This window comes from Lactiplantibacillus sp. C232 (assembly GCF_023806725.1).
In the GTDB taxonomy this organism is placed as follows: Bacteria; Bacillota; Bacilli; order Lactobacillales; family Lactobacillaceae; genus Lactiplantibacillus; species Lactiplantibacillus plantarum.
Genome location: NZ_JAMSKZ010000010.1, coordinates 83,643 through 108,959 on the forward strand (window position 1 = coordinate 83,643; position 25,317 = coordinate 108,959).

At 46.3% G+C, this 25,317-nt stretch carries 26 protein-coding genes and 1 other annotated feature; all 26 genes read right to left on the minus strand.

The features are described from left to right. Positions 1-675 (minus strand): tetratricopeptide repeat protein, encoded by a 675-nt coding sequence (locus tag MZO41_RS10695; RefSeq protein ID WP_013355680.1) that lies wholly within the window; start codon positions 673-675, stop codon positions 1-3. A 20-nt stretch (positions 676-695) separates the two neighbouring features. After that, the gene (locus tag MZO41_RS10700; protein ID WP_003640836.1) at positions 696-1,361 is read right to left on the minus strand and encodes a histidine phosphatase family protein; all 666 of its coding nucleotides are present in this window, start codon (positions 1,359-1,361) and stop codon (positions 696-698) included. Positions 1,362-1,884: 523 nt separating this feature from the next. Then, positions 1,885-3,333, minus strand: coding sequence for a WxL domain-containing protein (locus tag MZO41_RS10705; RefSeq protein ID WP_003640837.1), 1,449 nt, complete (start codon positions 3,331-3,333; stop codon positions 1,885-1,887). A 6-nt stretch (positions 3,334-3,339) separates the two neighbouring features. Then, positions 3,340-4,374: a WxLIP family cell surface protein gene (locus tag MZO41_RS10710; protein WP_003640838.1), complete on the minus strand. Its 1,035-nt coding sequence runs from the start codon at positions 4,372-4,374 to the stop codon at positions 3,340-3,342. Positions 4,375-4,432: 58 nt separating this feature from the next. Beyond that, positions 4,433-5,164: a WxL domain-containing protein gene (locus tag MZO41_RS10715; protein ID WP_003644599.1), complete on the minus strand. Its 732-nt coding sequence runs from the start codon at positions 5,162-5,164 to the stop codon at positions 4,433-4,435. A 281-nt stretch (positions 5,165-5,445) separates the two neighbouring features. Then, on the minus strand, positions 5,446-6,108 hold the full coding sequence (locus tag MZO41_RS10720) for a potassium channel family protein (protein WP_003644600.1): 663 nt from the start codon (positions 6,106-6,108) through the stop codon (positions 5,446-5,448). Positions 6,109-6,117: 9 nt separating this feature from the next. Beyond that, positions 6,118-7,476 (minus strand): TrkH family potassium uptake protein, encoded by a 1,359-nt coding sequence (locus MZO41_RS10725; protein WP_003644601.1) that lies wholly within the window; start codon positions 7,474-7,476, stop codon positions 6,118-6,120. A 189-nt stretch (positions 7,477-7,665) separates the two neighbouring features. After that, positions 7,666-8,811, minus strand: coding sequence for a tRNA 2-thiouridine(34) synthase MnmA (mnmA, locus tag MZO41_RS10730; protein ID WP_015640584.1), 1,146 nt, complete (start codon positions 8,809-8,811; stop codon positions 7,666-7,668). Between the two features lie 95 nt (positions 8,812-8,906). Further along, positions 8,907-9,248, minus strand: a complete 342-nt coding sequence (locus tag MZO41_RS10735) for a DUF1831 domain-containing protein (protein ID WP_003640843.1) — start codon at positions 9,246-9,248, stop codon at positions 8,907-8,909. A 2-nt stretch (positions 9,249-9,250) separates the two neighbouring features. Then, positions 9,251-10,411: a cysteine desulfurase family protein gene (locus tag MZO41_RS10740; protein WP_003640844.1), complete on the minus strand. Its 1,161-nt coding sequence runs from the start codon at positions 10,409-10,411 to the stop codon at positions 9,251-9,253. A 58-nt stretch (positions 10,412-10,469) separates the two neighbouring features. After that, positions 10,470-11,162 (minus strand): 5'-methylthioadenosine/adenosylhomocysteine nucleosidase, encoded by a 693-nt coding sequence (locus tag MZO41_RS10745; protein ID WP_003640845.1) that lies wholly within the window; start codon positions 11,160-11,162, stop codon positions 10,470-10,472. 20 nt (positions 11,163-11,182) lie between these two features. Next, positions 11,183-11,434, minus strand: coding sequence for a hypothetical protein (locus tag MZO41_RS10750; protein WP_003640846.1), 252 nt, complete (start codon positions 11,432-11,434; stop codon positions 11,183-11,185). Beyond that, a complete protein-coding gene (locus tag MZO41_RS10755) occupies positions 11,434-11,988 on the minus strand; it encodes an NUDIX hydrolase (RefSeq protein ID WP_003640847.1) in 555 nt (184 codons plus the stop codon). The genes MZO41_RS10750 and MZO41_RS10755 overlap by 1 nt, the downstream gene beginning before the upstream one ends. Positions 11,989-12,182: 194 nt before the next feature. Next, the gene (gene dapF, locus MZO41_RS10760) at positions 12,183-13,181 is read right to left on the minus strand and encodes a diaminopimelate epimerase (RefSeq protein ID WP_003645933.1); all 999 of its coding nucleotides are present in this window, start codon (positions 13,179-13,181) and stop codon (positions 12,183-12,185) included. A 188-nt stretch (positions 13,182-13,369) separates the two neighbouring features. Then, complete coding sequence (locus MZO41_RS10765) at positions 13,370-13,774, minus strand: DUF3021 domain-containing protein (protein ID WP_013355684.1); 405 nt, start codon at positions 13,772-13,774, stop codon at positions 13,370-13,372. A 10-nt stretch (positions 13,775-13,784) separates the two neighbouring features. Next, positions 13,785-14,243: a LytTR family DNA-binding domain-containing protein gene (locus MZO41_RS16990; RefSeq protein WP_013355685.1), complete on the minus strand. Its 459-nt coding sequence runs from the start codon at positions 14,241-14,243 to the stop codon at positions 13,785-13,787. Between the two features lie 15 nt (positions 14,244-14,258). Further along, complete coding sequence (locus tag MZO41_RS10775; protein WP_013355686.1) at positions 14,259-15,125, minus strand: ABC transporter permease; 867 nt, start codon at positions 15,123-15,125, stop codon at positions 14,259-14,261. After that, a complete protein-coding gene (locus MZO41_RS10780; protein WP_013355687.1) occupies positions 15,126-15,992 on the minus strand; it encodes an ABC transporter ATP-binding protein in 867 nt (288 codons plus the stop codon). It lies immediately after the preceding gene. 294 nt (positions 15,993-16,286) lie between these two features. Next, on the minus strand, positions 16,287-19,085 hold the full coding sequence (gene ileS, locus MZO41_RS10785) for an isoleucine--tRNA ligase (protein ID WP_013355688.1): 2,799 nt from the start codon (positions 19,083-19,085) through the stop codon (positions 16,287-16,289). 69 nt (positions 19,086-19,154) lie between these two features. Beyond that, positions 19,155-19,367: a binding site (T-box leader), on the minus strand. 31 nt (positions 19,368-19,398) lie between these two features. Continuing rightward, entirely contained in the window at positions 19,399-20,097 is a 699-nt protein-coding gene (locus MZO41_RS10790; protein WP_003640850.1) for a DivIVA domain-containing protein, read from the minus strand. A 17-nt stretch (positions 20,098-20,114) separates the two neighbouring features. Continuing rightward, a complete protein-coding gene (locus MZO41_RS10795; protein ID WP_003640851.1) occupies positions 20,115-20,900 on the minus strand; it encodes a YlmH family RNA-binding protein in 786 nt (261 codons plus the stop codon). 23 nt (positions 20,901-20,923) lie between these two features. After that, complete coding sequence (locus MZO41_RS10800; RefSeq protein ID WP_003645935.1) at positions 20,924-21,178, minus strand: YggT family protein; 255 nt, start codon at positions 21,176-21,178, stop codon at positions 20,924-20,926. Between the two features lie 18 nt (positions 21,179-21,196). Further along, positions 21,197-21,619: a cell division protein SepF gene (locus MZO41_RS10805; RefSeq protein ID WP_003640853.1), complete on the minus strand. Its 423-nt coding sequence runs from the start codon at positions 21,617-21,619 to the stop codon at positions 21,197-21,199. A gap of 23 nt (positions 21,620-21,642) precedes the next feature. Further along, complete coding sequence (gene ftsZ / locus MZO41_RS10810) at positions 21,643-22,926, minus strand: cell division protein FtsZ (protein ID WP_003640854.1); 1,284 nt, start codon at positions 22,924-22,926, stop codon at positions 21,643-21,645. Positions 22,927-22,955: 29 nt separating this feature from the next. Continuing rightward, positions 22,956-24,302, minus strand: coding sequence for a cell division protein FtsA (ftsA, locus tag MZO41_RS10815; RefSeq protein WP_003640855.1), 1,347 nt, complete (start codon positions 24,300-24,302; stop codon positions 22,956-22,958). A 116-nt stretch (positions 24,303-24,418) separates the two neighbouring features. Next, positions 24,419-25,294, minus strand: coding sequence for a cell division protein FtsQ/DivIB (locus MZO41_RS10820; protein WP_003640856.1), 876 nt, complete (start codon positions 25,292-25,294; stop codon positions 24,419-24,421). Positions 25,295-25,317 lie beyond the last annotated feature (23 nt).

A 25,317-nucleotide genomic window follows, 5' to 3' on the forward strand; every position in this document is an offset into this window, starting at 1 on the left:
TTAGTGATTTTGATTATCTGCTTGTGCGGCTAACATTTTTTCAATATCCGTTAGCTGTTGCTGATGACTTTTAAAATATTGACTGTCCAATTTATGCGCGCGTTCAAACCAGGTGGCATACGGTTTCCCCAGTACCATTGCGGTCAGTCCAAGGTTAAAAGCAGCTCGCCCAGATTGCGAATCAATCTTATATGCGCGTTGATAGTAATCCGATGCTTGCTGATTATTGCCTAATGCAAGTAATATGTCTGCTACTAACAAATTAGCGTCAAGTTGTTGTGGACGTGCCTCTTGAGCCGTAATGGCCCAGACTAGGGCATGTTGGTAATCGTGTTGGGCCATTAAAGCTTGTGCACTCATTAAATAAGCATCCTGTTTTAGTTGATCATCCGTAATTTGTTGATAATATGGTAACGCTTTGTCATAAGTTTGAGCTTGATAATAGACATTTCCCAACGCATAACGCAGGTAGTCGGCTGCGGGTTGTTGGTGGTCAAACTTTCCCAACGCCTTCATTGCTAACGCCTCTGCCTGTTCAAAATCTTGACCAGCCGTTAATAATACCACTAGTTCATAATAAGCATGGTAGTCCTCGGGCTGTGCATCAATCTTGCCAATGAGTTGATGGACTAGTGCTTGCTGTTTAGCTTTGCTAGGACGTGATGTTTTTGCCATCCGAACCACTTCCTTCTATATTAAATCGTATCAGTTGCATCGGGCCGCCGTGATAGGTATGAGGTGTCATTCCAATCTAATAGCTTAAAATGTTGACCACGGTCACGCGTCTCTAAAATTGTTGTTGACGTATTCGACAAGCCACCCCGTTGCCGTAACGTCGCCAGTGTCGCTCCCAATAATGAGTTGACCAAGGCATTCAAGGCCGCACCATGACTAACGATCAAAACATTGTCATCGCGACGTGGATTTGCTTGAACAATTTGCTTAATAGCGGGAGTCATCCGCTTCAGCAGTTGTTGAAAGCTCTCCCCCTGAATCGCTGTCGGGTCATACTGATCCGGATGATTTCGAAACGCGTCGAATTCGGCCGGATACGTAGCTTCAACATCCGTGAAGGCCATTCCTTCCATCTTACCGAGATTGAACTCCCGTAAACGACTCAGTACCGTTATGGGTAACTCTGATTGTGTCAAATCATTACGTAGTGTCATCGCTGTATCACGCGCCCGTTTTAACGGACTGACATAGATATGACTAAACCGAATATCCTGGAGCGCCGCTGCCAATTCATGAATTTCTTGATAACTAGTCGGTAATAATGGTGAATCTCCCTGAGAGCCTTGATAGCGCCCCTCAAGATTCCACTCTGTTTTCCCATGGCGAACAAATAATAGTTTTGTCAATTGCTTACTTCCTTACTCTAGTGTCTTGATTTGATCTTATTTTCGAGCAATGGCCCCTCCAAACTGAATAACGGTTGCGATGATTCAGCAGTATCATTGCAACTCATCGTCAATCGCCGTTAGGCCAACCCTGTTAATACTTCAAATGACGTGGCGGATGGTCGTGATACTTCGTCACGCTCGCAACACGTCTTACGTTCTATATTATGACAGTTTTCAGACTGATTTTCAAAATCTGTTCACGAATTTTAACGATCATCACGCTATTATTTGATAAACGCGATCAGTTGACCGGGCATGGTATCTTTTAGCCACTAAGTATGCAACTGCTACGCCATACTGCCAATGGCTGTTATTCACCGTACTACTCAGCCGTAAGAGTAAATCGTCGTTTTTCCAATCTACTTAATAAAAATATAATTATGTAAACTAAATCAGCCGAACCAACTTCAACTCCAGCATTACCCTGCTTTAACAAAAAAGTGGTAAGTAGCTTTGAAACACTACTTACCACCACTAATTATTATGCAGCGGGCACAATCGCCAAGGTCCAAGTAATAATGCTTTGATACTCACCAGGCGTTGCCAATGGTGTTGCTGGTAACTGTAATGAACTAGGTGCCACATCAAAAGTTTGACTCTGATGACCAGTTTGCCGGTAAACGCTGGTTGTCGAACCATCCGTTGGTATCGTTTGATTGAGCACTCCCGTCGAGTCTTTGAGCATTAACCGAGCCGTCTTGATTGTTGTATTTCCAGCAGTAAAGGGACTCAGACTCGCCATTAACTGCCAGTCAGCCCCAACAGTCCGGTCATCAACCACGGCCAACCGATAGTCATTATTACCGTCATAACCGTCATTAGCTTTTACGGCCGTCGGGTCTGTCGCCAAGTCAGTGCCTTGTGCAAGTCGCTGCAGGTTTAACGTTCCAAAATTAAAATTAGGAACGGCACTCAATGATAACCGCCCACCACTCTTAACTGTTAGCAAAGCGGCGTTGGTCGTCACCGTCTGTGGCTTGCCATTGACCGGATAGCTTAGACTCGCATAGTAGGCCGTTCCATCATCATCCGCATTGGTCGGTACCTTGACCGTATAACTCGTATCCGTGACATTGAGGGCTGTAGCCTTACCATTCTTGACACGATACCAATTGCTAACAGTCACCCCCTCGGGCAATGCTGGTAATGTAAATGTTGCCGGCGTCCCTTCTACGACCGTCACATCTTGTAACGCTCCAACCAAAATTTTGACGCTATCACTCAGACCATTAGAGGTTCCGGTAATCGTGACAGTTCCGTGATCATCCGCTTTTCCGGAATTATCCGTGGCGGCATCCGCTGCGGTCACATTCCCATATTCATCAACTGCCGCAAGTGACGGGTCACTACTCTTCCAAGTAATTGGATCCGTTGCTTCCTCTGGCGTCAGTGCTGCATGTACCATGGTCGTTTGTGCATTATTGAGCCACGCGTCATCACTCGTCACTTTGATGCCAGTCGTTACCACCCGGGCTGGCGTGACCGTCACTTTCGCGATTTTGGACCAATAATCAGGAAACGCCCCAACACCAGAGAAATCATACTGGACCTGAAAATAAAGATGCGTTGTTTTGGTCACTTGCGGCGCATTGAAAGTATAGGTTCGACTATTAGTGCCAATCTTCTGATAGGTTTGCCCCTCATCCGTCGATTCCCACCAAACGTACTTGCGACCACTCAACAGACTTGTCGCCGCCTCAAGCGCACTGCGCTGGGCCCGAACCGACAGCGTTACTGAGTTGCCACCAATCACATTTGAATCGATTGGCTGTTGTGAAAAACCGCCCGATAGATTCAAACCTAAGACGGAACTCGGTGGACTGCTTGGCGATTGGGGCGCCGTTTTGGCTGCTAAGGCACTCGTGACGATACCTAAACCAACCAGCATACTTATCACCATTAGGCCACAAGCCTTGATCAACTTTCTCATCGTTCCTCACTCCTTACGCGAACGCCGCTGGCCAAACCAGTACGCCGCCATTAGAAGTGCTAAGAGAATGACTAGTGCCACTGCACCCCACAGCCACCAGTTGACCTGACGCGGTCCAACCAGATGATGATTATGTTGTTGCGCCCGTTCTGCAGTCAAGGTAAAGTCACGGGTGAAATCCCAGACACGCTGGCCGCTCGTTAGATGCAATTTTAGTCGGTACTTCCCTGCGGCTAAGTTTTGCGTGCCCAACGCGACTTGATAGTTAAACCAGCTATTCGGTGCCATTGATCCTGATTTAAGTTGCTGCGTGGCAACGGTTTTTCCCGTCGTGCGTTGAATAACGCGTGCTTGAATTTTGAGTTGTCCAAAAAGTGTCGGCGTCAGATTACGGAGTTTGGCAAAGAGTACTGGTTGCCCATTGGTGGGCGTCACTTTGACTTCATCGAGGACTAACTTAACTGGAATCGTCACTTGCGGCTGACACCAAAGCGCCACCGCTGTAACCTCTGCATAGCGATTCTTCAACATAAAACCTTGACTCGTCGTTGGCCGGGCCGCATTGGCGGTTGGATTGGTGACAAAGAGGCCACCTAACACCTCCCCTTGGAACCCAGACTTGGGAATCGTGGTCTTAAAAGCCACCGTTTTCGCTTGATGAGCCGCTAACTTAACTACGACGCCACTTGACGTCATGTCAGTAAACGTCGTCGTGGCAGATGGGTCATGCCGCTTAGACGGCACGTACGCGACGCTGCCTGCATCTGAGGTCGTTGCGTTGACCGGTGTTACCTGCAACGTAATTGCTGATTTACCAGGATTGCTGACGGAGACTCTGAACGTTGACGTCGTTCCCGGCGTGACCTTCATATTAAAGTAACCCGCCTGCTTATCTAGTTGATCCTTGGGCAGTAGGGGTGTCAGAATAAAACCCGATGCGGGTGTGTTAGATGCCGCTTGACCAGGTAATGACCCTAAAAGCCCGCCTAGTAGCAATGCCAACACTAATAACCACCACTGACCGATTTGTTTCCATCGCATTCTAAACACCCCCACTTCACTTAATCATTGAATAACGACGCGCGATGATCAGCTGAACCTATGAAGCTGCTTTTGGTGTTGCTGCAGCAGCTGCTGGTGCATTTTGAAGCGTCCAGTAAAGCGTTGCTGTGTAAGTTCCAGCAGAAATATTGGACTGCTTACCGACTTGCAATGAACTGCTCGTGGCAGTCGTCGCTGTATTTGAACCTTCACCACTATCTGCAGCAGCATTCCATAACGTTTGTGGGCTCGCGACCCATCCGTTTGTCACTTCGCTCTGATTCAAACTCAATGCGGTCGGCGCGGCAGTATTAGCATTGTCAGCGTTACCCTTGGTCATATTCAAATTCAATGTGGCCGAGTCAACTTTAGCCGCTCCCGAACTAAACGGTCCCATCCCAACTGTCAACGTCCAGCCAGCATGATTTCCCCGAAAGTCGCTAACGTTTAAATTGCCACTACCATTGCCATCATAGCCACTGCCTCCCGACGTATTGCTACTTGTTGCATTTAACGTTGTGGCAGCAGATGCAATATTCTTAACGTTGGTCGAACTTAACGCGATATTTGGCACAGCATCCAACGTTAATTCACCGGGCATAACCGTAAATTGTGCATTCGATAACGCTTCCGCATTACCCGTGCTATCCGCAACATAACCAGACGAAACTGTCGTCAAATTGTTGCTTGCTGTTCCGGGTCCGGCCGCTAACGCCGCTAGGGGCATTAGCGCAAGTGATAGTAAAGTTGCGCCACCACTCAACCCGGTCATTAATTTAAAAGTTCGCATGTTGCTTCCTCCTTCTCAATCGACTGCTTTTCCAGTCGCCTGCTACCATATTAGTTTACTAATCACTTTATGATTCCGCTTTCACCGTCCTCTTCCCCTGACGCCAACCATAGTTTATCATGTATACCAATCGAAACTGTGGGTTATGTTTTGATTCATTAACTTTCCATATTAATTAAACGCCTGGTGATAACCGGCCACAACGTGGATACCCAGTCACCCTTGTAACCAAAAAAACATCAAGGCCCGTTGTCCTTGATGTTTTTACATCATTAATTCATTTATTTTTTTAACGCTTCATCTAACGCAATAACGCCCTTAACTGGACCAACCACAGTAATCACATCATGGAGGGCCATCATATCCGTCGGCTTGGGCGAGACATCAATGTGTTTCTCGTGTTTGATTGCAATTACCGTCAGACCAAAACGTTGCCGGATCTTTAAATCGATCAGATTCTGATTAACAAAGTTCGGATCCGTAATCTCGATTGCGGCCAACGTATACTCATCACTTAAGTCAATAAAGTTTAAAATATGGTTGGAAAGGATGCGGTGGGCAATGCCCTGACCCATATCACGTTCCGGAAATACGACTTGGTCAGCGCCGACCCGTTCAAGGACCCGCCCCTGGTCGCTAGTTTCGGCCTTGGCGATGACCTTTTTCGCCCCCTGCTCCTTGCTCAACATCGTCGTCAGAATACTGGCTTCCATATTATTGCCAATCCCAATAATCACATAATCAAACGTATCGACGTTCAAATCACGCAACACCTGCTCGTCACGGGTATCAGCAATCATTGTCTGTGTCGCCACGTCCATTAGCTCGTTAACTGGTTCTTCGTTAATATCAACGGCCAAAACATCCTGATGAGCTGCGGCAAGCGCCCGAACAACACTCTCACCAAACCGTCCTAGACCAAATACAGCAAAACTTTTTCGCATGTTGCCCACCTAACCAATCAAAATATTTTCTGCCGGATAACGGATCAAGTTCACCCTAGCTTGACGTCTGGAAAGCGCGTAGAGTGACGTGAAGATCCCCACCCGGCCAATAAACATTAGCATCATGATTACAATCTTCCCAATCAAAGTCAGATTGGGCGTCAATCCCAAACTGAGTCCGACGGTTCCAAATGCTGATAACACTTCAAACAAAACGTATTCCAACCCGAAGCCCTTCGGAATTTTTTCAGTCTGCGTTAAGATCAGTGTTGCCACTGTCAGCACAATACTAGCCAAGAAAATCAGCATTAGCGCCCGATTGATATTCTCCTGACTAAAACGACGATGACTAAACTCAACATCACGGCGACCACGTAGCTGGGCAATACTTTGGAACATCAAAACGCCAAACGTTGTCGTCTTGATCCCACCCGCAGTCGATCCAGGCGTCCCACCAACGAACATCAGAATCATAATGACCAATAAACTCCCCGCTTGCAATCCTTGAGTAGGCATTGTGATTAAACCCGCTGTCCGGGGGGTAACACTTAAAAACAGCGTATTGATCGTTCGGTTGACCCACGACATTCCGGTTGGCAACAGTTCCAAGTCACGTTCAGTGATCAACAACAAGACAAAACCGATGACAAATAAACTGAAAGTTGTGAGTAAGGTCAGTTTGGAATTTAAAGTCAGTCGCTTACGCGTATGGTACAGCAGCACGTCACGCCAAACTAAAAATCCAAGGCCACCCGCAATAATTAGGATCATCGTGACCGTCAAGACGTATGGATCATTACGAAAGCCTTGCAGACTATCGCCAAACACATCAAAACCGGCATTACAAAATGACATAACCGCATGGTATAGTGACACATACAATCCGTGACGCCAACCAAATCGAGGTACAAAATCAATTGCGAGCAACCCAAGACCGCCTAGCTGAAAGAGCAGTGACAAACCCACGACATACTTCATAACGCTTTTAGTATCACTCAATCGTTCCAAATTCAGGGAGGCCTTGACCATCAACTGCGTAGAGAGACCGATCTGACGACGCATAATATTAAAGAGGAGTACCGCAAAGGTCATGTAGCCCAGCGCACCGACCTCCGAAAGTACCAGAATCACCAATTGACCAAACGTTGTCCAGTGCGCAGCAGTATTGACGACGGTCAGCCCAGTAATACATGTCGCTGATGCCGACGTAAACAACACATCGATCAACGACGTGTGCACGTTCGCTGGCGTCGCCCATGGGAGGCTCAGTAAGACTGTCCCAATCAGAATTAAGATAATAAAACCGGCTACCATTTTCTTAGATAGCGTATCAAAAAATTTAAAATGTGCTAATTGTCTCATAATCATTCCATCCCACAACAGCTTATCGATTATAACCAATCAGTCCGATTGATCATACTCCATTTAGCTTAATCAACCTAGCCAAGAAAAGCAAGTCCGACCTAAGCTTTGACGTACGCCGGCCACGGCCGACCCAATACATACAAAAAAACCGCTAATCAAGCTCAGCTTGATCAGCGGTAAACCAATTACGAACTAAACATACTGTAAGACGCGCTCATCATTATAAGCAGCGTCAATCATACCGGAACCTAAGCATTCCTCACCGTTGTAGAAGACAACGGCCTGTCCAGGAGTAATCGCCCGAACTGGATCATCAAAAGTCACGGTAACTTCCGTGTGGTCATCATTAAAATGCACCGTCACACCAGAATCTTTTTGCCGGTAACGGAACTTTGCCGTCACGTGGAAGTCATTACCTAAGTCTTCATCAGTCACAAAGTGTAAGTCGGACGCCTTTAAGTGGGTTGCGTACAGGTGCGGATTATGGTAGCCCTTGCCAACATACAGAATATTTTTCTTCAGATCTTTACCGACCACAAACCATGGCTCGTTATCCTCACCATCACCACCGATACCAAGTCCGCGGCGCTGGCCAATCGTGTAATACATCAGCCCGGCGTGCTCACCCTTTACTTGACCATCGAAAGTCATCATCTTACCTGGTGTTGCTGGTAAGTAATGGCCTAGGAATTCCTTGAAGTTCTTTTCGCCAATGAAGCAGATCCCAACGGAGTCCTTCTTCTTAGCTGTTGCCAAGCCCGCGTTTAAAGCAAGCTTACGAACGTCAGGCTTCACCATTTCGCCAAGTGGGAACATCACCTTTTGTAAGGTCTTCGAATCCAGCTGACTTAAGAAATAAGTTTGGTCCTTGTTGCTGTCAACACCACGCAAAAGGTGCATCGTGCCATCTTCATCATGTTGTAACCGCGCGTAATGACCAGTGGCAATGTAATCCGCCCCTAAATCCATCGCGTAATCTAAAAACGCCTTAAACTTAATTTCTTTGTTGCAGATAACATCGGGGTTCGGTGTGCGTCCCTTCTTGTATTCGTCTAAGAAGTACGTGAAGACCCGGTCCCAATATTCCTTCTCGAAGTTAATCGAGTAATAAGGAATCCCAATTTTATCTGCCACTTTGGCAACATCTTTATAATCTTCGGTCGCGGTACAGACACCATTTTCGTCCGTATCGTCCCAATTCTTCATAAACACGCCCACCACGTCATAACCTTGCTGCTTCAAGAGCAACGCCACTACGGATGAATCAACACCACCACTCATGCCGACAACGACACGCGTGTTACTGTGATCAGTCATACTTTTCACCATCATTTCCAAAAGATTCTGGAGAATCCACGATTTGAAGGTCGTACAAGTCCAGTAAGTTCCATTATAACAAAGAAAACGCCGGCTGCAAGCCAGGCGTTCCCTGATTAGTCCGTCGTGAGGACATCCCGTTCAATAAAGTTAGCTAAAATATACCGTAATTGTTCAACAGCTTCCGGATGGGCGTCATTTTTGAAAATATTTGCCCGTTGGACACCATTGCCCGTTACCGTCGTCATCTTAAACCCAGTCAAATCCGCATTGACTGTCATCTTCAGCTTGAAAGCCGCTTGATAGGGTGAAGTGGGATCCAAGGAACGTTCAAAACTAAACGCGCCCGAGCGACCCTTCACAAAACCCAAATCCATCAACGTGTATTTCTTGACCGTTGGACTCAGCGTATACGTCTTAGTATCCCCATCTAGTTTAACCGTTGTTGTGTATGCCATCGTCACGCCCCCTGCTTTTTTAATAAGCGCTGCGTCGTCTTCGTCAGCACCGTTACAAACTGATCCAGATCAGCCTTAGTAGTATAGCGACCAAAGCTCAACCGAATCGACTCGCTGATCCGGGGAGAGTCTTCACCATACATTGCAATTAAAACGTGTGATGGTTCTAGGCTCCCCGCCGTACATGCGGAGCCCCCAGAAACTGCGACACCACCTAAGTCCAGGTTAGTTTGCATTGTATAGGTCGATACCCCTTTGATCCATAAGTTCAAAACGTGTTGCAAGTTATGCTCACCGAGGGACCCGTTGACTTCAAAATCAACTCCGTTAGCCGTTAACTGGTCAACGATGTATTGCTTGAACTCACGATACTTAGCCTGCCGGTGGGCTTTCTCAGCGGTCGTCAGTTCTTGCACGGCCGTGGCAAAGCCCGCGATTGCCGGGATATTTTCAGTACCGGCACGGCGCTTATCTTCCTGTTCGCCACCCTTGACAAAGCTAGGAAAGTTAATGCCATTGCGTCTATACAAGAAGCCCAAGAATTTAGGCCCATTGATTTTATGTGCTGAGGTGGACAACATGTCAATATGATCCCGTTGCACATCAATATCCAACAACCCGTAGGCCTGCACTGCATCCGTATGGAACCATGCCTGGTGATCCTTTAACAATTCACCAATTTCATGGATTGGCATCTGTGAACCAACTTCATTATTCCCGGTCATGATTGAGACGAGAATCGTATCAGGACGTAGTGCCGCCTTCAAATCATCCAGACTAATTTGTCCCTGTTCATTCACGGGTAAATAAGTAATCTCAAACCCATGTTCTGCCAAAAAAGCAGTCGATTTAAGAATTGCTTGATGTTCGATTGCCGTCGTAATAATATGCTTGCCTAAATGTTGGCGCGTCCACGCGGTCTGCATCACCGCCGTATTATCACTTTCTGTACCACCACTGGTAAAGATAATGTCATCGTCAGCTGCGTTAATGCTTTGGGCAATCACGTGCCGACTATCGTCTAAAACTTCACGGGCGGCCCGACCGAATGCGTGGGTGCTTGAAGCATTGCCAAACGTATTCGTCATTTGATCCGTCATCGTCTGAATAACGGACGCTGCCATTGGGGTCGTTGCCGCATTGTCTAGGTACACTTGCTTCATTACATCATACTTCCTTCTAAATAATTCTTAGTTATTAGCATCGCTGCGATACATCTGACTAATTTTGCGCCGCAAATAATGCAAGTAACATCGCTGCGGACTGCTTACCCGCTTCCAGGATAAATTCGTCAAAACTAACACCGGCATTTTCATCACCGACATCAGACATCGCGCGAATCACCACATATGGCGTCTGGAACTGGTGACAAGCTTGACCAATTGCGGCGCCCTCCATTTCACTAGATAGTGCTTCTGGAAAGTGTGCTAAAATCTTATCGGTAGCCGCCTTACCTGCGATAAATTGGTCACCGGAAACAATCAGTCCAGTCTTGGCATTCAAACCGGTTGCCTTGGCCGCCGCCATGATTTGCTTTACCCAATTGGCATCCGTTTCGTAGTATAGTGGCTGTTGTGGTAATTGGCCATATTCGTAGTCAAAGGCCGTCGCATCAACATCGTGATAAGCAGTTGCCTTAGCTACGACAACGTCACCGACATGCAAACCAGCGCCAATCCCACCTGCAGAACCAGAGTTGATGACAACGTCCACATCAAAGTTAGTAATCATTAAAGCCGTAGTCATACCAGCTTGCACTTTACCAATGCCTGATTGCACTAAGACAACTTCCTGCTGATCAATTGTCCCATCATAGAACGTAATATCCTTAATATTAACGATCTTTTCGTCTTGCAAAGCATCCCGTAACGTTTTAAGTTCTTCTTCCATCGCACAAATAATTCCAAATTTCATGTGAGCCTAGCGCCTACTTTCTATGGTGTTAAAAATAAAATTAAAAAGACAATAATAATCCCAACGACTAGTCCAGCAATCGCCCAATTCAATTTGCGGGCTAGCCGTTTCGTCTTGGCTTCTTCAACAGCCCGGTTGTTCTCAGCAGCATACGCTTGTCGGGATGCACTGGGTTCGGCCGTTGGTGATTCTTGTTCCTGAGTATCGTGACCAGTTGGCTGGCTACGTTGTTGTCGATATTGCTGTCTGGTGAGTCGATCATCATCTGCCACTATGCTTCAACTCCTAACTCAGGGTGACTTTGCCAGTACCAAATCGCCATTACGGTTTTGGCATCCTGAATCTGACCAGTCTGAACTTGACTGACAGCCGTCGCGAGGTCCAGCTTGATGAGCCTAATTTGTTCGTCAGGGTCTTGTGGGAATGCCGTTGCAACCGCACTCAGACCGGTAGCAACGTACAACTTCATTAGTTCGTCCGTAAACCCGGGTGACGTGTAGAATTGGGCGACTGCTTCTAAGTGCTGAGCTGTCAATCGGGTTTCCTCATTTAATTCGCGGACGGCCGCCTGGTCCATGGTCTCACCGGATTCGACCTTACCAGCCGGAATCTCGACGGTCAGCCCACCGGTTGCAGCGCGCCACTGTTGTTCAACAATCATTTTATGTTGCGCGGTAATCATCAGCATCGCGACGGCCGGCTGGTGTCGCACAATTTCACGTGTTGCCGTCGTTTGATCTGGTAAAGTGACTTCTTGTCGTTCGACCTGTACCAACCCGCCTTGATAAACCAACTGACGACTCTGAACCCGTTCCTCAAATGTCATTGATCAAGAACCCCTTTCAGTGTCTGCTCTCTCAATAAGGATACCGATTTTTTAGCTCGATTGCAATTTTCAACTGGGCGATTTCGGTAATTTTAACGAACCCGCAAAAAATGGGCTAACGAGCGACCAATTTGGCTCCTTAACCCATTTTTCCAATTCTTAAAATCAAGCGGACCAATTGACACTAATCGCCATTAGGCCTTTGCAAGGTTAGCGACGAAATCTTCATAAGCAACCTGCTCACCAGTTTCCGTTGCGGTAGCTGGGCTGTAGTCGCCCTGAAGCGCATCTTCTAATGGCAAAGTCACGATCCGGACGAACGTCGCGTTACCGATCAATTCCATCCAGTATTCTTCATCGGCACCTTGGTGAACAACGGTTTTGACCATCCCACCAGGATTGGTGACGTGGATTTCTTGATTAAAATCGGTACTTTCTTGGTGTAATAACACGTACATCAATGAGGAAGCCGACATCGCAGTCCCACAAGCATTGGTAAAACCAACCCCGCGTTCAAACGTGCGTACAAAAATTGAATTTGGTCCTAAGACTTCCACAAAACTAACGTTGACGCCATCAGGGAAAATTTGGTTTTTACCATCATTCATCCATTCACCGATACGTCCTAATTCGGGGCCAACCAACGTATCATGGTCAACGAACGCAATCAAATGCGGATTAGGCACCGCCACAGCTGAGAATTTCAAGTCAGCAGACAGCGCTGGAATCTTTTCATTAATAATTGTCGTCGCATCGTTATTCGCATGCATGCCAAGTGTCTGCGCGTCGAAAGTTACGGGTGAAATTTCAACACTGTAAGCTGGGACGTGGGCCGCAAAATCAGCAACGGCCTGCACCTTTAAGTCCGCATACATCGTCTGAACCCGGAAGTCTTCCTGACTATTTTGCGTGCCCAAATAACGAGCAACGGTCCGTAGCCCATTACCGCACATGCTAGCTTCCGTCCCGTCCGCATTAATGACCCGCATCCGACCAAGTACTTGTGGATGTTCTGATTTATCAACAACCAACACGCCATCAGCGCCATCGTACAAACCTGCGCCGTCACGTTTACAAATGTTAATTGCCAATTGCTTCAAATCCGCATCCGATAACGGTGCTTGAAATTGTGTTTGATCCAATAAATAAAAATCGTTACCAGAACCGTGTACCTTGATCATTTTCACAGCCATCAACATCCTATCTATATAAAATCGACCTTAATTTAAACTACTTCATTATCATACTGACTTTTTTATGAAAATTCAATTGCAAAGGACCATTTCTCATAATAACCATTCGAGTGACCAGGTCCAGCACTTGAATTGTTCAATAAATCACTGACGCTGTCATCGATCAGCACGTGCACTCCTGTTTAACACTATGAGTGCGGCCGGGTCGCTGTCGTGGGTTGCCGTTTAGCCAACGCTTGGTTAATCTTGGTAACCTTCAAATATTGATTGAAGCGGACCGTACCCCAGAGTACTAGGTAGACACCTGTGAACAAACCCCAGAAAACAATCGTCACGTGCCAGTGATTAAAACCTAACATACCAATGACAAGAACTAACGTACCACCAACATGCAACAATAACGCTCCTAATTCTGATAGTTGTTCAACGTCAAATATTAAGGTCAGCAACCCAATCAACGAACTCATCACCAATACACTCACGATATTCATTGGCGTGGGACGCGTCGCCTGAACTCCCAATGCAAGCAGAACAAGGTAGGCAACCGCACCATAACCACACCCACTCATTATTCGCCGTAAGAAAACCTTCATCGCTATCCTCCTAAACCCCTAAACTAGTCATCAGTGACTTTACATACTTCCGGCTCACCTCAGTTTTAACCTGATTAGTCAATCTTGCCGTCATATTACCCGAAAAGCTATCACTCAAGGTTATTAGATGGTTAAGATTCAGAACAGCATGTTTCGAAACTTGAACAAAGTCAGAGTTTGCCAGTCGTTGCCGAAAATGGATCAGTGGCTCCTTACTGGTCACGATGCCTGTCTGTGTGTAAATCATCAGCTGACCATGTTGGACATCCGCCAGAATAATATCGATGATTTTTACCATCATCAATTGCTCGGTCGTTTTCACCGGTAAGATCGCCGGTTGCCCTGTTTCAAATTGGTCAATGTACGTCATCAGCACTCGAACTGGCTGATTCAGTACCGGTGCCTTAACTAACACCTCCGGCTGTGTTGCCGCTACCTGTTCATCCTGTATAAACTGACTTTGGACCACCTTGACCACCCCATTTTAATTTAGTCGTTGTATGCGACGTCGCTGTCGATACGGTGCTATCAACACTGCTAACAAGCAGCCTAAAAAGATATATCCCATTATCTGATATGTTTGGGAGGTCGTCAATAATCCTGACCAGTTCAGTCGGACACCCATCAATCGTTCAAAATGGGCTTGTGCCGTCATTTGATGATTGAAAACATGGTTGAGCGTGTCGGACATTAATGCTTGCCGATATAGCGACGCCACGTAACTTCCTGGTGTCAGTTTGACTAAAGTCTGAGCAAATGACGGTAACGACCCAACCGGAATATAGATTCCAACTAAAAAGCCAGCCGCAGTGCCGAGAATCGTTGCTATTTTACCAAGATTATCAACTGCTCGGACCCGCTTCAAAATAACCGCATTGACCAGGGTCGCAAAGGCGGCGCTAACGACAATCAAACCAAAGACGGCCAACAATTCTGAGCCGGAGATGGTTAAGCCATCCGCTGCATTAAAATACCCCCACATGCCGAAGAACATCAAGAGCTGCATCACGATTCCAACGATGGTCGCGCTAACTAAATAACTCACCTGTAACTGAAGCGGCCCGGCATCAGTTAACAATAAGTCCGTCTGAATCTGTCGTTCCCGATCCCAAACCAGTTGATTCAAACCAGCTAGTGTCGTTGTGATTCCCGTGAGTGCTAACGTCCCACTAATTAGCCAGTTGTCCAATAATTGGTTGGCTTGGGGCAGTTGTGCCCAGTCGCGGTGCATACCTTGTTTGAGAAAAACCAAGTATAAGATAAATGAGATTGCAGCACTCAATAGTGACAATAACACCCCGCTCCGATTGCGAAAGTATAACAGATAGTTACGCTTAATCAATGCCAACATTTAAACCAGCTCCTTTCCTGTTAAGGTCATGAATGCCTCATTCATAGTTCCCGGATGAAATTCAAAATTTGTTAATAACATACGACAAGTATCCAAGACCTGTAAGGCTATCGTCATATTAGGTACAACGCAACTCACTTGATTGCCTGCCACGTCCACTTTCATTGGTGGTAGTCGCTTCAATACTGCGGACACACATGTTGGCGCCGCTGTCAACACAAGCCGTTGTTGAGCATATTGCTGCTTAATACTGGTCGCCGTCCCATTAGCAATTACCTGTCCTGACGCAATCACGTAAACATTATCGGCTGTATCCGCTTCATCCAAGTAATGAGTCGTCAAAATAATCGTCAAGTGTTCTTGCTGTTGCAACTGATGCAACAAGTGCCAAATTGCCGTCCTAGTTTGAATATCCAAGGCCGTCGTCGGTTCATCTAAAAACAAGATTTCCGGCTGATTGAGCAATGCCCGGGCAATATCAACCCGCCGCTTTTGACCACCAGAAAGTGTCCCATAACGCTGATGCAAAAAGCGTGTCAATCCCAATTGTGCTCCGAGCTGTTCAACTCGGTGCTTTGGTAAATAGTGATACTGATGGGCACGCAACTGTAAATTTTCAACAACCGTTAGTTCTGAATCCAAAACACTGTTTTGAAAAACGACCCCAACTTGTTTAGTCGTCTGTAACTCAATCGTACCAGCGCTTGGTACCAACTGACCAATCAGCATTTTGATCAACGTACTCTTACCAGCGCCGTTTGGGCCTATGATAGCAGTCAAGCTCCCCGTCGTCACTTGTAAGTTAATATCATTGACAGCGACGCGTTGCCGATAAGTTTTGGTTAAATGATGCGTTGTTAATAACATGGTTACCATCTCCCACTTAGAATACCGTCAGCATACCCGCATATGACCATCGTGTCTCACTTTTAAAGGCAAGTGGTCTCATTCACGTGGCAAGTGGTCAGATTGAGACAGTCAAATTCGCTTCCAATCATTCACATGCAACATTTAATTTAAAACCAAACATGTTCAATCATCCGCCATCTGGTAACCGCATTCCCAAAAAATCTAATAAAAAAGTGCCACTAATCAGTCCCGTTCGACTGATTAGTGGCACTTTTCATAAGTTATCAAGACTCACGCTAAATTTAATTCAGATTAAACTTCCAAACCAGTTGTTACTGATTCAGGGTAGTTTTCACGAACGATTGCGGCGCACCGTGCACATAACATCGGATAAGCCTCGTCACTGCCAACATCGGTCTTAACCATTCGGCAACGATCACAAACGTCACCGTCAGCATGGCCAGCCTTGATGGCTAACGTGTCACCAAATGTTTCTGCGTCTTCAGGCGCGTCACTTAACGCGTGTAGATCTAATGCTGAAACCATCAACATCTGCCGAACATTGGTGTTCAGATGATCTAAGAAGGCTTGCGTATCATCATCAACATACAAATCCAAGTGTGCTTCCAAGGATTTACCAATCAACTTAGCATCCCGGGCTTCTTCCAACGCCTTTAAGACGTTACTCCGAAGATCCATGAACCGCGTCCATTGAGCCATCAACTCGTCGCTGTTCGCATAATTTTGAACAGCTGGCATCTCAGCTAATTGCGCAAATTCTTCTGGTTCCTTCAAAAATGGCCAAATTTCTTCAGTCGTGTGTGGCAGCATTGGTGTGAAGAGCTTCGTCAAGGCAACCAAAACATCGTAGAAGACCGTTTGCATCGACCGCCGTGAATGGCTATCCTCGGCATCAATGTACATAATATCCTTGGCAATATCGAGATAGAAGTTTGATAAATCAACCGTCAAGAAGTTGATCAACTTCTTGTAGATATCCAAGAAATCATAATGATCGTAATGGTCCTTCGTCTCAGCTACGAATTCGTTCAACCGTGTTTCCATGTACTGGTCCACACTTGCTAAATCTTCATAAGCCACGCGGTTGGCCTTCGGATCAAAGTCTGCGGTGTTGCCTAACATGAAGCGTACCGTATTCCGGAACTTCTTGTAGGAATCGGCCACTTGCTTAAAGCTTTCCATTGAGACCCGAACGTCGGAACTGGTATCCACTGAAGCGACCCACATCCGAACGATTTCAGCACCCATCTGCTTAATAACATCAGCTGGCGCAATCGTGTTGCCCAGTGACTTACTCATCTTACGACCTTGATTATCCAACGTGAAACCTTGTGACAAGACTTGCTTGTATGGGGCATGTCCAGAAACAGCCACACTCGTAATCAAGCTTGAGTTGAACCAACCACGATATTGGTCAGAACCTTCAAGGTATAAGTCGGCTGGATAGTCGAGGTATGAGCGCTCTGCCAGGACACCTTGGTGTGATGAACCAGAGTCGAACCAAACATCCATAATATCGGTTTCCTTAGTAAAGGTACCGTTTGGTGAATGTTCATTGGTATAACCATCTGGCAATAGGTCCTTTGCGTCGCGTTCGAACCAAACATTCGAACCATACTTGCCAAATAAATCAGCTACGTGGTTAATCGTCACTTCGTCCATGATGGCAGTGCCATCTTCAGCATAGAAGATTGGAAGAGGTACACCCCAAACTCGTTGCCGTGAAATGACCCAGTCACCACGATCACGAATCATGTTGTAAAGACGCTTTTTACCCCACTCTGGGAAGAATTCAACGTCATCCATCGACTTAAGGATTTCATCACGCATATCACCAACGGAAGCAAACCACTGTGGCGTTGCCCGGAAGATAATCGGCTTCTTAGTCCGCCAGTCAAATGGATAGCTGTGTTCGTATGGCATATATTTCAGTAATAACCCAGCGGCCTTCAACTTGTCCAGTGCGATCTTGTTAGCGTCATCGTAGAAGACCCCCGCAAAATCATCACCAGCTTCAGCCGTTAAGAACCCTTTGTCATCTACGGGAGCAAAGATTGGCAGGTCGTATTGCTTACCGATCCGGTAGTCATCTTCCCCATAACCAGGCGCAGTATGCACTAGCCCAGTCCCAGAATCAAGTGTGACAAAATCACCTAACATCGTTACTAAATGCCGACTATTGTCAAAAGGATGTTCGCACAAAATGTTTTCGAGTTCCGCACCCTTGACCGTTTTAAGCACTTGAACATCTTCCCAACCAAATCGTTCGGCATTTTCGTCCAACAATTCAGCCGCGAGCACAAACTTACGATTTTCACCAGCCGGTTGCACAACGACGTAATCAAAACTTGCATCGATTGTGATTCCTTCTGAAGCTGGAATCGTCCAAGGAGTTGTTGTCCAAACAACCATATAGGTATCATCATCTAAGACACCCTTACCATCAATGACATGTTCACCGTAGAAGGCGGATGGTGATGTCACATCATGATATTCCACTTCAGCTTCTGCCAAAGCCGATTCAGAAGACCATGACCAGAAGACAGGCTTTTGGCCCCGGTAGATCAAGTGACGTTTAGCAAACGCACCAAAGACCCGCACTTGAGCCGCTTCAAATTCTGGCTTTAACGTTAAGTATGGGTTGTCCCATTCACCAGCAACGCCTAAGCGCTTAAACTCATCACGTTGACGATCAACTTGTTCCAACGCGTATTTCCGACAAAGTTCTCGGAATTCATTGTCCGTCATCTTCTTGCGGTCATAACCGGCTTGCTTTAACTTCTGTTCGATTGGTAGCCCATGGGTATCCCAACCAGGAACGTAAGGTGCCCGAAACCCATTCATCGACTTATAGCGAACGATGAAATCCTTCGTGATCTTATTTAAGGCGTGCCCCATATGGATATCACCATTCGCGTATGGTGGGCCATCGTGTAAGATAAAGCTTGGCTTACCTTCATTCAATTTTTGCCGTTGTTCGTAGACTTTATTTTCAGCCCACACATTTTGCCGTTCAACTTCTTTGACCGGTAAGTTTCCACGCATTTTAAACTTGGTCTTACCGAGGTTTAACGTTTCTTTAACGCGCATATTCTCACTCCTTAAAATTTTTATCAAACAATCACCATTGGATTTTTAGACACAAAAAAACTTCGTCCACCCAGGGACGAAGTTATCGTGGTACCACCCAATTTTAGAATTGTTTAAATTCTCTCTTAGCATGGTTAACGTCCATGGACCGGCCACCCTTACTCAATTCAGGATAGCATTCGGAGATGATCTGCAACTAACTAAGGGACGACTGCCTTTCCATTGCCGGCAGCTCTCTGGGCGTATTAGTTAATTGTTTGCTGTTCTCCTCAATACATTCAATTCGCTTCAATTGTGCCTGACGATCGCCTAATTAATTATTAGTGCTGTCATCATCAGGGAAAATAACCACCGTCTGTTGTTGGACTTGATCGCCACCGTCCGCAACGGGGGTCTCACCACTCGTTGCTTCCGTAATTTCAACGGTTGCTTCTGAGTTTACGCTCGCATCCCCCGAGTTGTCAAGGTTATCTTCCTTTAAAACGTGTTGAATTTCAGCATAATCAGCCGTATTCGTTTCGCTAAGTAGTTGATCCCAATCCTTGCTCTTAACCACTTCTAACTGCGATTCTAACATCACTTGCAAGCGTTGCCGGAAGACCCGCGTTTGTTTCTTCAAATCATCAGTTTCAACGGATAATCGTTTGGCCTTTTGAGAAGCTTCGTCAATCATTTGGTTTGACTTGTCGGTTGCTTCACTCACAATGTCAGACGCTTGTTTCTGAGCTTCGCGGGTGATAATGTCGGCTTCCTTCTTAGAGTTCGTCTTCACTTTATCAGCAGCTTCTTGAGCCACCAAGATAGATTGATTCAAGGAATCTTTCAATTCATTGAAATACTTCAACTTACCTTCACTCGAGTCCAACCGTTCTTGGAGGTCTTTATTTTGCTTCAAGGTAATTTGATAATCTTTGATAATTTGTTCTAGAAAATCATTAACCTCATCAATATTGTAACCACGCAGTTTCGTTGAAAACTCTTTGTTATGAATGTCATCAGGACTTAACACCATTAGAATTCCTCCAATATCTATTTACTATGAATAATATTTAATGTTATTCGCAGCCGCGCTTTTTTGGTCTCACCGCTAATTTCGGCAAGTCGGACACGACCGTAATGGTTCACACTCAGCATATCTAACAATGCTAACTCGTAATCAGCTTTCGGTAAGTCAGCCCAATTCAGCCGAACCTTAGCACCTTCGATCAATTCCTTGGCGTGATGCCGCGACAAGTTGAACGCCGCCTTAATGATACTATCCGCACGTAATGAACTAACCGTCGTAGTAACTGCCTCCCAGTCGTCTTCCGGTGTGATCACCGCCGACAATGGTACCGCTGTTAAGTGGACTTTCGTCTTACCAAAACGGTCGATTTGCTCCTCGAAATAGCTGGCCATCTCGGTTTCGCACACAAACTGCCATGTCGTTCCGTCAGTCACGATGTCACCAAAGACATCACGCTCGACGCCGGCATTGGCAAGCGTACCCAGAATTTGACCATGCTTTAAGGTGGCAAACTTCACGGGATAAACAATGTTAAACAGTGTGATTTGAAAATCGGCCACTTCAGGTTCGTAATACACCGGGTAAAATAAGATCCGTTGTAACTCAGCACCTTCAAAGCCACCGGATGCCCGCATCCGCACGTCGTCTAACTGGTTGACCAGCGTTTGCGCAATGTAGATTTGTCGCGGGTTCAAAAACGCAGTTAAGATTGGTCGGTACTGATCAGCTACTTGCCGTAGCCAACCAGTGACCTGTTCAATAAATGGGGCTTCACTATCGCGAAAATGTTGTTTTAAGTTATCATTCACGATACTATCCTCGTTATTTTAATTTAGTATATCAATAAAGTTATCAGATAAAATAGGCCACTTTCAGCTAATTGGAGCACTAACAGCGCAATGATCGGCGAAAAATCCAGTCCGGCAATTGCGGGAATAAAGCGCCGAAAAATACTGAGAAATGGTTCACAGATTTGACCTAAGAATTGGCCCACGCGAGTATTATAAGCTCCCGGGAACCATGACATCAAAATGTAAACCACAATGGCTAATTGGTACAGTTGAAACAACCGACTAATAATCGTCACTAACAGGCCACTCACTCCTTATAATTTGCTCGTATCAAACTGACTTGTCGTACTTCCGGAAACCTCGTAATTTTCAGGAATACAGAGGAAAATTTCATCACCGATCCGTTCGATCTCACCATTGATGGCAAAAACCGTCCCGGTCAAAAAATCCACAATCCGGCGTGCCATTTCATCATCGACGTGATCAAAATTAATGATTACAGCTTGATTTTTCAATAACTGCGTCGCAATTTCTTTCACGTCCGAATAAATTTTCGGTTCGAATAGGGCAATTTTGCTATTCACCGACTTGCCCCCTTGCATTGGAACTACCTTTGGCGTGCTCCGAGTATTGGTTGCAGATTCAGTGGGAGCCGCCGCTTGGGAAGCTTCGGTGGGTTCCTCATACTGACTGTCAGAATCACCAACACCAAAAAAGTTACTAATGAATCCGGCCATGTGCTTGCGCTCCCTTCACCGTTTTACTTACGCCGGCGCTTGAAGAATGGTGGTGTATCTAGCGAATCACCACTGTTATCATCCTTACTATCGTCAGCTTGTGAGTTGTCATTAAAGACATCAAAATCAGTTTTTTCAACATTGTTAAACTCTTGACCATTGTTGACTGGCCGTGAATTGTTCGGTTCGCGCCGAATATCCCAATTACCGAATGGGTCGTTAGCTTGGGACTCACTTGATTGGGCCGCTTCACTCGTCGCTGGCTGGTCAGTTGGCGTTGCGAACATGCCGCCTCGTTGCTGACTAGCTTCACTACGACTAGGCTGGCTGTCCATCTTGAGTTCGCGTTGCTTCTGATCGATACCAGTGGCAATCACGGTCACCCGGACTTCATCGCCAAGACTTTCATCGATCGAAGTCCCAAAGATAATGTTAACATCAGTCGTTGCCGCTTGGGAAACAATGTCAGAAGCAGCTTGGGCTTCATACAAGGACATGTCGGGGCCACCCGTGATGTTCAGCAAGACTTGTTCGGCACCATCGATTGAAACTTCCAATAATGGTGAAGAAATGGCTTGTTTAGTCGCGTCCGCCGTCCGGTTTTCACCACTAGCAGAGCCAATACCCATCAGAGCGGAACCTTGGTTTTGCATGACCGTCTTAACGTCGGCAAAGTCCAAGTTAACGTACCCTGGTGACGTGATTAAGTCAGAGATACCTTGAACCCCTTGACGTAACACATTATCAGCTTCTTGGAAGGCTTCCATCATTGGAGTCTTCTTATCAACGATTTCAAGCAAACGGTTGTTAGCAATAATGATCAACGTATCAACGTTGTCTTTCATCTGAGCAATTCCTTCAGCAGCGTTACGAGCACGCTTAGGACCTTCAAATGTAAATGGACGGGTGACAACACCCACTGTCAGCGCGCCGGAGTCCTTAGCAATTTTAGCCACAACTGGTGCCGCACCATTACCAGTACCGCCACCCATACCGGCCGTTACAAACACCATATCTGAGCCTTGTAACGCTTCTGTCAAGGCCTCTTCACTTTCCTGCGCAGCCTTGGAACCAACATCAGGATTAGAACCTGCGCCTAATCCCCGCGTAAGCTTTGGTCCAAGTTGAATTTTAGTTTCGGCATTTGAAGTTTGTAATGCCTGCACATCAGTGTTGGCAACGATGAATTCGACGCCTTTAACATCTTCAGCAATCATCCGGTTAACGGCGTTACCACCACCGCCACCGACACCGATGACTTTAATATTAGCCCCTGAGTTCTGGGTTGAATCTAAAGAAAATTCCATGTTTTTTCCTCCGTCATTTCTATCCGATATTAATCAAAGAAGTGGTTGAAGAAGCCTTTGACCCGTTCAACAGTTCCCTTATGATCTGGATCAGCCTGTTCCTGTGGTGCTTGTGGCGCAGACTGTTTCTTAGTTGCTTTTTTAGGTTGTGCTGCGGGTTGGCTAGGTGCTGGTGTTGTATCAGCAAATTCCAACGCCACACTGGCACGAGTATCACCGGTAAGTGCACTCTTAACGAGTAACGTAACTTCACTCAAGGCCGCTTGATATTTGATGACCGCTAACGCCTCATCAAACGACGGATGCCTCAAGCCCATTTGATTAGGCGTAAAGACGCGAACTCGCGTTCCAAAACGTTGCGCCGCCAAATCAGTGATACCGGGTAATGCTGCCACCCCACCAGTTAAAACAATGCCCCCGGGGAGCTCGAGCGCCCGAATCTCATCCAAGTGCTGCTTGACCTTATCAAAGATCTGGTCTAGACGAGCCTCAATGATTTCTGCTAAGTATTGCTCACTTATTTGCTCCGGTGTACTTTGCCCAACAACATCAACTGGGAAAAGTTCATCATCCGAGGCCTGCTGAGCATCGGCATAGCCATAATCACGCTTTAACTTCTCGGCATTCTCGATCGATGTATTCAAAACGACCGAGATATCTTTGGTAATATACTGGCCGCCTTCTTGGTCAACGTAAGTATACTTCAATTGGTGATCATGTATAACTGCCGCAGTCGTTTGACCACCGCCCATGTCAATAATGATCGAACCAAAATCTTGTTCACCGTCATTCAGCACTAAGGAACTTAATGCCAAGGGCGCGATCACAATCTGTTCAATTTGCAGTCCAGCCTTTTCCAAAGCCTTCCGCGTATTGTGAATGATTGTTTTCGGACCAGTGAACAGGGTGCCGTGCATTTCAAGCCGGACCCCAACCATGCCACGTGGGTCCTTGATGCCATCAAAACCATCGACGACAAATTCATCGGGGATGACATCCAGTACTTCCCGCTCTGGCGGTAAACTCTGAACTAACGCAGCCGCCGCAACGTTTTGAACATCTTCATTATTAATTTCTTTGGACTCATCTGCCACGGCAATCATACCACGACAGCGTTCAATTTTAACCAGGTTAGCGGGAACTCCCGCAATCACCTTTTTTATTTCGATACTTGCTTTTTCTTCAGCTTGGCGTACTGCTGATCGAATCGTTTCGGCCGCCTTATCAATATCGACGATCACGCCACGACTTAAACCATTAGAACGTGCGCTTCCCACACCAATAACGTTCATTTGCCCTTTAACACGTTCAGCAACAATGACTTTTATTGAGGTGGTCCCTATATCAAGTCCGACATAAATTCCTGAATTATCCATAATAGAGGAACCTCCTAGTATTTTACATAAATATTCAAGGATTCGCTGACATATCCAGTTATTCCTTAGTTTACCATATCCTAAGCGCTTTTAAAAAGGTCACACTTAGCATTCTATCAATTATTCTGATTCTTGAACGGATAGGAGTATGCGCCCACCTCAAGATTGATGACACCCTTGGTTTTCATCTTCGCCACAATTCCCGGATAATAAGCCATCTTGCTAGCAAAAGTGCTAATTGTTGCGTACACTTCATTACCGTCATTCATGTAAAGATGAACCCGTTCGGGATTAGCCTTGTTCGGCGCAAACTTGATCTCAGAAATATTGTGTTTGACCGCCGATGGTAACTTAGCGTACTGTGCAATCATCGTTGCTAAGCGGTGACCGCTTTTAAAGTTGGCATAGATCGGTGAACCGCCACCGGGTTGAGAATAGGTCGCTTTCAAAATCAACCCATTTTCCAAAATTCGTCGATAGTGTTGACCAGTCGATAAGTAACCCGCGATGCGAATTTCTTTAACTGTCACCCGAACACTGTTCAATCCAACTAACTTAGTCGTGACCTTGCCGATTTGCGGCTGGGCACGTTCTGCGCGCTTAGTAGTCCGTTGATCATGACCAATCACGGACCATAAGGCAACTCCAGGGTTGATCTTAGTCGCCGTCTTGACCTGCGTAACAGACAATTGATCGTTACCATGTACGGTCACCGTCTGAACATGGCTCAGTGGTGAAATGAAGTAACCAGCCACACCAGCACCGATCAGAAAACAGCCCATCAAGATCACGACCCGTTTGAAAAGTAATCGGCGGCGCTGAGATTTGAGTTTCGGTAATTTATCGCCAATTCGCAGGCGTTTACCTGACCAACTATGGTGACTCTTTTGCGCTGCGCGATGATTCTCAGCCGCGTCTCGTTGAAACCGTTCCCAGGGTGTCAGCTGCTCGGGGTGCTCACGCTCCTTGGGCTTTTTATGAAAAATGGCCATCACACCCACCCTTTCACTCTAGT